This window comes from Pseudomonas sp. CBC3 (assembly GCF_037967085.1).
Taxonomy (GTDB): Bacteria; Pseudomonadota; Gammaproteobacteria; order Pseudomonadales; family Pseudomonadaceae; genus Stutzerimonas.
The window spans coordinates 1,035,592-1,047,112 of record NZ_JBANEO010000001.1; the positions used below are offsets into that span (position 1 = coordinate 1,035,592).

The window sequence follows — 11,521 nt, forward strand, 5'->3', positions numbered from 1 at the left end:
CCATGCAACTCAAAGATACCGCTCTGTTCCGTCAGCAGGCTTATATAGATGGCAGCTGGCAGGACGCCGACAGCGGCGAGACGATCAAGGTAAACAACCCGGCCAGCGGCGAAATCCTCGGTACGGTGCCGAAGATGGGGGCCGCCGAAACACGCCGTGCCATCGAAGCGGCCGAGCGCGCGCTGCCGGCCTGGCGTGATCTGACCGCCAAGGAGCGCTCGCAGAAGCTGCGGCGCTGGTTCGAGCTGATGATGGAGAATCAGGACGATCTAGGCCGGCTGATGACGCTGGAGCAGGGCAAGCCGCTGGCCGAGTCCAAGGGCGAGATCGCCTATGCCGCATCCTTTATCGAGTGGTTCGCCGAAGAGGCCAAGCGCATCTATGGCGACACCATTCCTGGGCATCAAAAAGACAAGCGCATCATCGTCATCAAGCAGCCGATTGGCGTCACAGCTGCCATCACGCCGTGGAATTTCCCGGCGGCGATGATCACCCGCAAGGCCGGCCCGGCTCTCGCGGCGGGTTGCACCATGGTGGTCAAGCCCGCCAGCCAGACGCCGTTCTCTGCGTTGGCGTTGGCCGAGTTGGCTGAGCGTGCCGGCATTCCCAAAGGCGTATTCAGTGTCATCACCGGTTCGGCCGGCGATATCGGCGACGAGCTGACCGCCAACCCGACCGTGCGCAAGATTACCTTTACTGGCTCCACTGAAGTCGGCGCCAAGCTGATGGCTCAGTGCGCACCGGGCATCAAGAAGGTCTCGCTGGAACTGGGCGGCAACGCACCGTTCCTGGTGTTCGACGATGCTGATCTCGATGAGGCGGTGAAGGGCGCAATGCAGTCCAAATACCGTAACGCCGGGCAGACCTGCGTCTGCGTCAACCGCATCTATGTGCAGAACGGTGTGTACGACGAGTTCGCCAAGAAATTCCAGGCCGCGGTGGAGAAACTGAAAGTCGGCAATGGGCTAGAAGAGGGCACCGACATCGGCCCGCTGATTGACGACCGCGCGGCGGCTAAGGTCAGGGAGCACATAGAGGATGCCGTCGCCAATGGCGCCAAGGTGCTCACCGGCGGCAAGGCGCATCAGATGGGCGGTAGCTATTTCGAACCGACATTAATGGTCAATGTGCCGCACGGCGCCAAGGTGGCCAAAGAGGAAACCTTCGGGCCGCTGGCGCCGCTGTTCCGCTTCGAGGATGAGGCTGAGGGCATCGCCCTGGCCAACGACACCGAGTTCGGCTTGGCCGCGTACTTTTACGCCCGTGACCTGGGCCGCGTGTTCCGCGTGGCTGAGGCCATCGAGTCGGGGATGATCGGCATCAACACCGGAATGATCTCCACCGAGGTGGCGCCGTTCGGCGGCGTGAAGTCGTCCGGATTGGGGCGCGAAGGCTCGAAGTACGGCATCGAGGATTATCTGGAGATCAAGTACCTCTGCCTGGGGCTGTAAAACTAGCGGTATCACGAGGAGCCAGTTCCCGTTCGGGACTGGCTCCTTTTTGTTTATGGCGGCTTATCCCGCTGGTCAATATCTTGAGCTGGCGGCACCCAGTGGCGGTTTTGTCTGCTGTCATCAGCAGGTCGCGTTGACGCGTGAGTCTCGCTGGCGCATCGATTAGGTGCGAAAACAGGCGAAAAGACGACGTCCGGTGCGCTAGGCAGTTATGGCGGTTGCCAGCTGAAGCGATTGTCACCAGTCTCTCGACATGCAGAAATGAGTCTATTATTCTGCTGTGCGAAACAAGATTCCGTGAAATAACAAATCCAATTCATCATTTCACAAGCGGAGGCCTGCCATGACGGATGTCGTACGGCTCGAACTTCAGGGCGAGATTGCTCTGATCACGGTCAACAACCCCCCGGTCAACGCGCTCAGCCATGTCGTGCGCCAAGGGCTGCTGCAGGCGTTTCAAAGCGCCGAAGCGGACGCGCAGGTTCGCGCCGTCGTGCTGGTCTGCGAAGGCAACACCTTTATCGCCGGCGCCGATATCAAGGAATTCGGCAAGCCGCCGCAGGCGCCGAGCCTGCCGGAGGTGATCGAGGTTATCGAAAGCAGCAGCAAGCCCAGCGTTGCGGTTATTCATGGCACCGCCCTGGGTGGCGGGTTGGAAGTCGCATTGGGCTGTCATTACCGCATCGCACGCCGCGACGCCAAGGTTGGGTTGCCGGAAGTGAAGCTGGGGCTGCTGCCCGGCGCTGGCGGTACGCAGCGACTGCCGCGTCTGGCCGGGGTCGCCAAGGCGCTGGACATGATCGTCAGCGGCACGCCGATTGGCGCCGCTGAGGCGGTGGAGCACCACATCGTCGATGAGGTATTCGAAGGCGACCTGAGAGGCGCCGGTCTGGCCTATGCTCGTCGCATGGTCGAAGAAGGCCGCGCCCCGCGCCGCAGCGGTGAACAGACGCGCGGTCTGGAAAACGCCGACAACGAGGCGCTGATCCGCGCCAAGCACGCCGAAGTGGCCAAGCGCATGCCGGGGCTGTTCTCGCCGCTGCGTTGCATCGCGGCAGTCGAGGCTGCGACGAAGCTGCCGCTGGCCGAAGGCCTCAAGCGCGAGCGTGAGTTATTTGCCGAATGCCTGAACTCGCCGCAACGCGGCGCGCTGATCCATTCTTTCTTTTCCGAGCGTCAGGCAAGCAAGATCAACGATCTGCCATCCGATGTGAAACCGCGGTCGATCAATACCGCCGCGGTGATCGGCGGCGGCACCATGGGTGTCGGTATTGCCCTGTGCTTCGCCAACGCCGGTGTGCCGGTGAAGCTGCTGGAGATCAATGAAGAAGCGCTGCAGCGCGGCCTGCAGCGGGCTCGTGATACCTACGCGGCCAGCGTCAAGCGCGGCAGCCTGACCGAGGACGCGATGGAAAAGCGCCTGAAGCTGGTCGAAGGCGTCACCGAGTACGCGGCGCTTGCAGATGTCGACGTGGTGGTCGAAGCCGTGTTCGAGGAAATGGGCGTCAAGCAGCAGGTCTTCGAACAGCTGGACGCGGTGTGCAAGCCCGGTGCGATCCTTGCGTCCAATACCTCATCGCTGGACCTGAACGCCATCGCTGCCTTCACCAAGCGGCCGGAAGACGTGGTCGGTCTGCACTTCTTCAGCCCGGCCAACGTCATGCGCTTGCTGGAAGTGGTGCGCGGCGAGAAGACCAGCCACGAGGTGCTCGCCACTGCCATGGCCATCGGCAAGAAGCTGAAGAAAGTCTCGGTGGTGGTCGGCGTCTGCGATGGCTTCGTCGGCAATCGCATGGTCTTTCAGTACGGCCGTGAGGCGGAGTTCCTGCTGGAAGAGGGCGCCACGCCGCAGCAGGTCGATGGTGCGCTGCGTAACTTCGGCATGGCCATGGGACCGTTCGCCATGCGCGACCTGTCCGGTCTCGACATCGGTCAGGCGATCCGCAAGCGCCAGCGCGCGACGCTGCCGGCGCATCTGGATTTCCCGACAGTGTCCGACAAGCTCTGCGCTGCCGGCATGCTCGGGCAGAAGACCGGCGCCGGCTACTACCGCTATGAACCGGGCAACCGCACGCCGCTGGAGAATCCCGAGTTGGCGCCTATGCTCGAAGCAGCCTCGCGGGAAAAGGGCATCAAGCGCAAGACGCTGGACGAGCAATACATCATCGAGCGGACCATTTATGCGCTGGTCAACGAGGGCGCGAAGATTCTCAAGGAGGGCGTCGCCCAGCGTTCCAGCGACATCGACATCATTTACCTGAACGGATACGGATTCCCAGCCTTCCGTGGTGGCCCGATGTACTACGCCGACAGTGTCGGCCTGGACAAGGTACTGGCGCGGGTCAAGGAGCTGCACGCACGTTGCGGCGACTGGTGGAAGCCAGCGCCGCTGCTGGAAAAACTGGCCGCTGAAGGCCGTACCTTCACCGAATGGCAGGCCGGGCAATGAGCGTCGCCCGCCTGCACTCTGCCGATCGGACATCGAGGATCCATCCATGAACGTCAACTACACGGCCGAAGAGCTCGCCTTTCGCGATGAAGTGCGCGCCTTCCTGACAAACGAGCTGCCCGCGGACATCGCCGCCAAGGTCAAGCTCGGCAAGCACATGTCCAAAGAAGACCACCAGCGCTGGCAGCAGATTCTGGTCAAGCGCGGCTGGTACGCGCCGGGCTGGCCGGTGGAGCTGGGCGGGACCACCTGGGGCCCGGTCGAGAAGCACATTTTCGACGAGGAATGCGCCGCCTTCGGTGCCCCACGTAGCGTGCCTTTCGGCGTCAACATGGTCGCCCCGGTGATCATCAAGTTCGGCACCCAGCAGCAGAAGGATCACTACCTGCCGCGCATCCTCGATGGCACCGACTGGTGGTGTCAGGGCTATTCCGAGCCGGGTGCCGGTTCCGATCTGGCGAGCCTGAAGACCCGCGCCGTGCGTGACGGTGACCACTATGTCGTCAACGGCCAGAAGACCTGGACCACCCTCGGCCAGCACGCCGATTGGATCTTTTGCCTGGTGCGTACCGATCCGGAAGCCCAACAGCAGCGCGGCATCAGCTTCCTGTTGATCGACATGAGCACGCCGGGCATCAGCGTGCGGCCAATCATCACCCTGGACGGCGATCACGAAGTTAACGAAGTCTTCTTCGACAACGTCCGCGTGCCGGTGGAAAACCTCGTCGGCGAGGAAAACCAGGGTTGGACCTGCGCCAAGTACCTTTTGACCCACGAGCGCACGGGCCTGGCCGGCATCGGCGCGTCGAAGGCGGCGCTGGCGCATCTCAAGCGCATCGCCATGAAGGAAGTCTGCGACGGCAAACCAATGCTCGAAGACCCGCTGTTCCGCGCACAGGTCGCCGAGGTCGAGATGCAGCTGATGGCGATCGAAATGAGCACCCTGCGCATCCTCGCGGCGGCGAAGGAGGGCGGCGTGCCTGGCGCGGAGTCCTCGATCCTCAAGGTCAAGGGCACCGAAATCCGCCAGGCCATCACCAGCCTGTTGCGCAAGGTGATCGGCCCCTACGCGCTGCCGTTCCTCGACGAGGAGCTGCAGCTCGATTACGAGGGCGAGCTGTTGCACGCCGACTACAGCGCTTCGCTGGCCGGTGATTACTTCAACATGCGCAAGCTGTCGATCTTCGGCGGCTCCAACGAAATCCAGAAGAACATCGTCTCGAAGATGATTCTCGAGCTGTAAGGGGGCACCGCAATGGACTTCAAACTGACTGAAGAGCAGCAAATGCTGCAAGACACCGCGGCGCGCCTGGTGCGCGACGCCTATCCGTTCGAGCAGCGCGAGAAATTCAGCGAGTCGGAACTGGGCTTTTCCGCCGAGTTCTGGTCGCAGCTGGGTGAGCTGGGCTTGACTGCCGTGCCGTTTGCCGAAGAGATCGGCGGCTTTGGTGGCAGCGGCGTGGAAACCATGCTGGTGATGACCGAACTGGGCCGCGGCCTGACGCTGGAGCCCTACTTGCAATCGGTGATCTTCGGCGGCGGGCTGCTCAACCAATTGGGCAGCGACGCGCAGAAAGCCGATCTGCTGCCGCAGGTCGCGGCCGGCTCGCTGCAACTGGCGGTGGCACTCGATGAGCCGCAGAGCCACTACAACCTCAACGACGTGCAGACCAAGGCCGAGGCGGTAGACGGCGGTTACCGCCTAAGCGGCCGCAAGGCGGTGGTGATCGGCGGACACAGCGCCGGGCAGATCATCGTCTCTGCGCGAACCGCAGGCGACAGCCGTGATGAGGCGGGCATCAGCCTCTTCTTGATCGACCCGAACGCTCAGGGCGTCAGCCGTCGAGTCTACCCGACCATTGATGGGCGCAAGGGCTGCGAGCTGTTTCTCGACAACGCGCAGGTCGGTGCTGACGCCGTGCTGGGTGAGATCGGCAACGCGCTCCCGGCGCTGCGCTACCAACAGGGCCGCGCCATCGCCGCACAGTGCGCCGACGCGCTGGGCAGCATGGACGAAGCCTGCAAGCTGACCCTGGACTACCTGAAGACGCGCAAGCAGTTCGGCGTACCGATCGGCAAATTCCAGGTGCTGCAGCACCGCATGGTCGACATGCAGACCGAGTTGGAACAGGCCACCAGCATGGCGATTCTTGCCGCAACCTTCGCTGATGGTGAAGACAATGACGACCGACGTCGCATCATCGCCGCCGCCAAATACATCTGCGCCCGCGCCGCACGCAAGGTCGCCGAAGAAGCGATCCAGCTGCACGGCGGCATCGGCATGACCTGGGAATACAACCTCGCCCATTACGCCAAGCGCCTAGTGATGATCTCCCACCAGTTCGGTGACGATGACCATCATCTGAAGGCGTACGCGAAGTTGATGCAGGTGGCGTAGGCCGCTAGTTGCAGTACACGCGACCGGGCCATTGGCCCGGTTTTGCTTTCCAGCAACTTGTATGACATTGAGTGGCGCCACCAATGGCTTACGGGCGGTGGGCTAAAGCCCACCCTACGATGTGGTTCTGCGCCCGAGCATGTAGGGCGGGTGCAACCCGCCGCCCGCCGGGCATGCCGGCGAGTTGCATCGGCGATATGACGCGGGCCGGCACAAGTTCAGACGCGAGCGGGGCTTTCGTAGGGTGGGCTTTAGCCCACCAATGGCTCGCTGGCGATGGGCTAAAGCCCACCCTACGGTATGGTTCTGCGCCTGAATGTAGGGCGGATGTAAATCGCCGCCTGGATCAGGTGTGGCTCGTACTCTGCGGCTTCCACTCCTGCAGCCGGTCCAGGCTGCCGCGGTAGTGCTTGAGGCCTAGGCCTAGCAGGATCATGGCGCCGACCAGGGCGATGCCGGTGACGATCAGCAGCGAGTAGCGCAGGGCGTTGTCGTCGCCGAAGACGAAGTCGGTACCCAGCGCCACCGCGGTCGGGCCGATGCCGAGGCCGACCATGGTGATGACGAACAAGTACACCGCCGAGGCTTGGCCGCGCATGGAGTTGGGCATGATTTCCTGGATCGCTGCCGGGCCGACGCCAAAGGGCATCGCAATGGTGAAGACGTGCAGGGCGATCAGGGCCAGCGCCAGTTCGCCGCTGCCGGCGAGGTAGGCGAAGTTAAGCGGCAGGGTTAGCGCGGCGGAGATGATGCCCACCCGTAGCGGCGCGTCGCGGTAACCGCGGCGGTGCAGCAGATCGGACAGCCGCCCGCCGGCGATGATGCCCAGCGAGCCGGCCACCGCCACCACGGAGCCGTAAAGCACGCCGACGTCGCTGGCCGACCAGCCGTAGGTGCGAATGAAGAAGGTCGGTATCCACGCCGAACTGCCATAGGCCGCGAAGGCCAGGCAGGCGAAGCCGAAGTTGTGGCAGAGCACGGTGCGACGGTTCTGTTTGATGTAGCCGGCCACTTCGCTCAGCGGCACCTCGACCCCGGCGCCGACACCTTTGCGCGACGGTTCGCGGATCAGCAACAGTACGGCGGTGAACAGCACTCCGGCCGCACCGAGCACGAGGAAGATCAACTGCCACGGGCGGACCATGCCGATGATCGGCAGCAGCACATCGCCCTGCGCCGAGGCGAACTTGACCACCAATCCGCCGAGCAGAAAGGCCAGCCCCGAGCCGATGTAGATGCCCATCGAGTAGACGCTCATCGCCGTGCCGCGCAGCTTGGGCGGGAAGCTGTCTGCGATCAACGAGTAAGCCGAGGGTGACAACGCGGCCTCGCCGACGCCCACGCCGATGCGGAACACCAGAAATTGCCAGAACGTCCGGGCGGTGCCGCACAGCGCGGTCATCAGGCTCCAGATCAGCACGCCAACGGCGATGATGCCGCGCCGGCTCTTGCGATCGGCCAGGCGCCCGATGGGCACACCGCAGATGGTGTAGAACACCGCGAAGGAGAAGCCCATCAGCAGGCTCATATGGGTGTCGGTGATGTCGAGATCGCGACGGATCGGCTCGACCAGCAGGTTAAGGATCTGCCGGTCGACGAAGGACAGGACGTAGGCGAGCATCAGGATCGCGACCGTTACCCAGGCGCGGGTGCTCGAGGGGTAGCCATTATTGTTGTTGTCCATGGCAGGCTCCGAATTGATGGATGGCTGTAATCAGCGCACCTCAAATGTCGTCGGAGTTCAGCCGTCCGGCAAGTTCAATAAGCCCTATATATGTTTCGAAATATGGTCGTGTCGTTCCGCAGTGCAAAACATACGGTTTGCTGCGTTAGGCCACCGTCCGGCTTTCCTCAGGTGCTAGCTCTGGCAACAACCAGCGTAACCACAGGGTTGGTGCGAAGGATTTGCGGGAAAAGCCGAAATGGCCGATGCGATCCACGCCGATCTCGCTTGGAGCGATCCGTCGCAGGCTTTTCGGTGCGGAGGTATAGAAGCTGTGCAACGACTCGGTGTTGCGTGCCGACATCATTTCGTCGTCGGTGAACGACAGCGAAGTCAGCGGTGTTCGTACGGCGTCGAAGGCGTGGCGCACGGGATCGCCCTCGACGCCGACCAGATATTCAGGATGTAGGCACCAGCGGCGCCACTGACGGATCACCCCGGCGGGCAGGTCGCCGACCGCGCCAATGCGGCCACCGGGAAAATACCCGGCCAGCGCGGTGAGCACCGGCGCCAGGCCATGCCAGAGTAACCAGGCCTTGCGACGAATCTGTGGGCTATTCTCCCGCCAGTAACCGCTACCGGCGGCGATGGTGACGATGCGGGTGAGCCGCTCATGGCCCTTCACCAGGGGCAGGATTTGCGCGCCGACGCTATGGCCGATCCAGTACAGCGGCAGATCGCCGGCCGCTTCGGCGACTTCTGCCAGTACCGCGCTGGCGTCATGGCGGGCCCAGTCGAGAACGTCCACGTCGAGCTGGCGCAGTGGAACCCGGCGGGACAGGCCCATGCCGAGGTAGTCGAAGGTGACCGCCAGAAAGCCTTGCTCGGCGAGCCAGCCGGCGAAATCGGCGTAAAAGCGCTGCTCGACGGCCATTGCCGGAGCGACCAGCACGGCGCCGCGTGGCGTGCCGGCTGGGCGGTACCAGTAGCTGGAAATCAGATGGCCGTTGCCGTTGTCGATGGTGCGCGCCTCAGTCTGTATCGTCGCCATGTTTATTCTCCGGTCTTTTTGTATGGCCTGGATCGGTGCAGTATACGAACGGCAGAAAGTAATTCTAGAAAAATATTCTAGCTGGAGTCCGGATGGCCCGTAGTAGCCGCAAACAGGAAATCCTTCAGGCCGCGCTGGCCTGCTTTACCGACCATGGCGTTGAAGCCACCACCATCGAGATGATCCGCGATCGCTCCGGCGCCAGCATCGGCAGCCTCTATCATCATTTCGGCAATCGCGAGCGGATCATCGCCGCGCTTTATCTTGAAGGCATCGGTGAGTACGCCGCGCTGTTGGAAGCAGGGCTGATCGAAACGCTGGATGCCGAAGCCTGCATCAAGCTGTTCGTCACCTGCTATATCGACTGGGTGGTGGCGAATCCGAACTGGGCGCGTTTCGTCCTGCACAACCGTGGGCGGGTCGAGGCGGGCGAGATGGGCGAGCGGTTGCGCGAGGTCAACCAGGCTCATGGCGAGCGGGTCGGTGCGATCCTGCGCCGCCACCGTGAAAGCGGCGCCTTTCGCCGAATGCCGGGCGACTGCTTTCTAGCGGTGGTGATCGGGCCCTGTCACGACATGGCGCGCAATTGGCTGGCCGGGCGTTCGCGCACCGCCCTGGCCGATTGTCGCGAGCTGCTCGCCGAGATTGCCTGGGCGAGCGTCAAGGCCTAGCGCGTCGGTGCGGGTCAGACGCCTAGGCTTTCGATATCGCGAGCCAGCATTTCCAGCTGGTGCGCCAGCGAACCCCTGAGGGTTTCTTCGCTGAGTTGGAATGACGGGGCACCGCAAGTCAGCGCCATGACGCTGCCGTCGGCCAGATGCAGTGGCACGCCAGCGGCTTTAACGTTGCGGTCCCAGTCGCCCAGAGACAGGCAGAACCCATGCTGGCGGTATTCCTCGAAGGACACTTCCAGCGACTGCTTCATCGTTGGCCAGTCTTCCCCATACTTGGTTTCCAGCGCCGCCATCAGGTGCTCACGCTCCTTTTCTGGCGTGGCGGCGAGAAAGGCCCGGCCCGCCGCGGTGGTGGCCAGCGGCAGGCGCACGCCGGCGTCCATGCGCAGCGTCGAAACCTCGGCAGGACGGCAGTTTTCGATGTAGATCATCGACAGCCGGTCGCGGCAGGTCAGGCCTACGGAAGTGTTGGTGCGACGGGAGAACTCGTCCATGTACGGCTTGGCCAGCTGACGCACACGCAGATTGGACACATAGGCATAGCCCAGGGCCAGCACGCCGGAATCGAGCTGATACTTCTCCAGTTGCTGCGAGTAGCTGAGGTAGCCGAGCTTGGTCAGGGTGTAGGTCATGCGCGACACCGTGGGCTTGGGTAGTCCGGTGATGCGTGCGATGTCCTGGTTGCCCATCACCACCGAGCCGTGGGTGAAGGCGCGCAGTACGTCCAGCCCGCGAGACAGGGCCTCGACGAATTTGCGGTCCTTGGGATTCTCGATGTCTTCAGCGTCGCTCATGGTGATGTCGGTCTGTCTGTTGGTGGCAGCGGGCGCGAACGATAGCAGATCGCCCAGATGGCTGGCAGTGCGCTCAGTCCGCCTTGCTGTAGATGGCGTTGTTTCATAGTAGTCGAATAAAACGAGATTGTGTTCTGCACAGTAAAACAATGGTTCGCTGTTTTGCTTGCTTAAAGTTATTGTCATGAGGCTTTGTGCGAGAAGGCGCGTAGCGTGCTGTAACTCCATCTACTAAGCGGGTACCGAATAACAGGCGACGAACGGTGCATCGCTGCAAGTCGTGAGATGCCAGCCCGCGAGCGCTTGAAGGCTGTGTGAGCCGGTACGGAAAAATCACTCCGCGCTTGTTGCTCGGGGGGCTTTCTGATATAAAGCAGCGCTCTTTTCTAGGGGCCCGGTTTCTTCGCTTGCCGCGTAGCCGGTAAGACCCCAATGAAACGTGGCGCTGAGCGCCAAAAGACAAGTGAATTCAAGCGGCCAACCCATGCCGGGTTGGGCATGTGGTTTTAGAGGGCTGAGGCATGTCGAGAGTCTGTCAAGTTACCGGTAAGGGTCCGGTAACCGGGAACAACATTTCCCACGCGAACAACAAAACCCGTCGTCGTTTTCTGCCGAACCTGCAGCATCATCGCTTCTGGGTCGAGTCCGAGAACCGCTTCGTACGTCTGCGCCTGACTGCCAAAGGCATGCGCGTTATCGACAAGCGCGGCATCGACGCCGTTCTGGCTGAACTCCGCGCTCGCGGCGAAAAGGTTTAAGGAGAACTATCATGCGTGACCTGATCCGTTTGGTGTCCAGCGCCGGTACCGGCCACTTCTACACCACCGACAAGAACAAGCGCACCACCCCCGACAAGCTCGAAATCAAGAAATTCGATCCTGTCGTGCGCAAGCACGTGATGTACAAGGAAGCCAAGATCAAGTAATTGATCGGCCCTTGAAGGAAAAACCCGCCACTCGGCGGGTTTTTTCGTTTTGGCGTGTTGCTTTGTTCAGGCTGCCAGGAAGCCAAAAAGCTTCGCCCCGAGGGCGGGCCTCC

The 11,521-nt window shown here is 62.4% G+C and carries 10 protein-coding genes; 7 read left to right on the forward strand and 3 right to left on the reverse strand.

The annotated features are described in order from the left end of the window. Positions 1-2: 2 nt before the first annotated feature. The 4 genes from gabD (at position 3) to V6943_RS04760 (ending at position 6,301) form a co-directional block, all read left to right on the forward strand. Entirely contained in the window at positions 3-1,451 is a 1,449-nt protein-coding gene (gene gabD, locus V6943_RS04745; protein ID WP_197445367.1) for an NADP-dependent succinate-semialdehyde dehydrogenase, read from the forward strand. Between the two features lie 346 nt (positions 1,452-1,797). Beyond that, entirely contained in the window at positions 1,798-3,903 is a 2,106-nt protein-coding gene (locus V6943_RS04750) for a 3-hydroxyacyl-CoA dehydrogenase NAD-binding domain-containing protein (RefSeq protein ID WP_340552755.1), read from the forward strand. Between the two features lie 46 nt (positions 3,904-3,949). Continuing rightward, on the forward strand, positions 3,950-5,146 hold the full coding sequence (locus V6943_RS04755) for an acyl-CoA dehydrogenase family protein (protein ID WP_340552756.1): 1,197 nt from the start codon (positions 3,950-3,952) through the stop codon (positions 5,144-5,146). Positions 5,147-5,158: 12 nt separating this feature from the next. Beyond that, complete coding sequence (locus V6943_RS04760) at positions 5,159-6,301, forward strand: acyl-CoA dehydrogenase family protein (RefSeq protein ID WP_340552757.1); 1,143 nt, start codon at positions 5,159-5,161, stop codon at positions 6,299-6,301. A gap of 346 nt (positions 6,302-6,647) precedes the next feature. Here V6943_RS04760 and V6943_RS04765 read toward each other — a convergent pair whose 3' ends face one another. Continuing rightward, positions 6,648-7,985 carry a spinster family MFS transporter gene (locus V6943_RS04765; RefSeq protein WP_340552758.1) on the reverse strand — a complete coding sequence of 446 codons (1,338 nt, stop codon included), beginning with the start codon at positions 7,983-7,985 and terminating at the stop codon, positions 6,648-6,650. Positions 7,986-8,130: 145 nt separating this feature from the next. Continuing rightward, a complete protein-coding gene (locus V6943_RS04770; protein WP_340552759.1) occupies positions 8,131-9,015 on the reverse strand; it encodes an alpha/beta hydrolase family protein in 885 nt (294 codons plus the stop codon). A gap of 92 nt (positions 9,016-9,107) precedes the next feature. Here V6943_RS04770 and V6943_RS04775 point away from each other — a divergent pair, with 92 nt between their 5' ends. Continuing rightward, entirely contained in the window at positions 9,108-9,686 is a 579-nt protein-coding gene (locus V6943_RS04775) for a TetR/AcrR family transcriptional regulator (RefSeq protein ID WP_340552760.1), read from the forward strand. 14 nt (positions 9,687-9,700) lie between these two features. Here V6943_RS04775 and V6943_RS04780 read toward each other — a convergent pair whose 3' ends face one another. Then, a complete protein-coding gene (locus tag V6943_RS04780; protein ID WP_131649090.1) occupies positions 9,701-10,483 on the reverse strand; it encodes an IclR family transcriptional regulator in 783 nt (260 codons plus the stop codon). A gap of 521 nt (positions 10,484-11,004) precedes the next feature. Here V6943_RS04780 and rpmB point away from each other — a divergent pair. Further along, positions 11,005-11,241 carry a 50S ribosomal protein L28 gene (gene rpmB / locus V6943_RS04785; protein WP_019339373.1) on the forward strand — a complete coding sequence of 79 codons (237 nt, stop codon included), beginning with the start codon at positions 11,005-11,007 and terminating at the stop codon, positions 11,239-11,241. A gap of 11 nt (positions 11,242-11,252) precedes the next feature. After that, positions 11,253-11,408, forward strand: coding sequence for a 50S ribosomal protein L33 (gene rpmG / locus V6943_RS04790; RefSeq protein WP_025243687.1), 156 nt, complete (start codon positions 11,253-11,255; stop codon positions 11,406-11,408). Positions 11,409-11,521 lie beyond the last annotated feature (113 nt).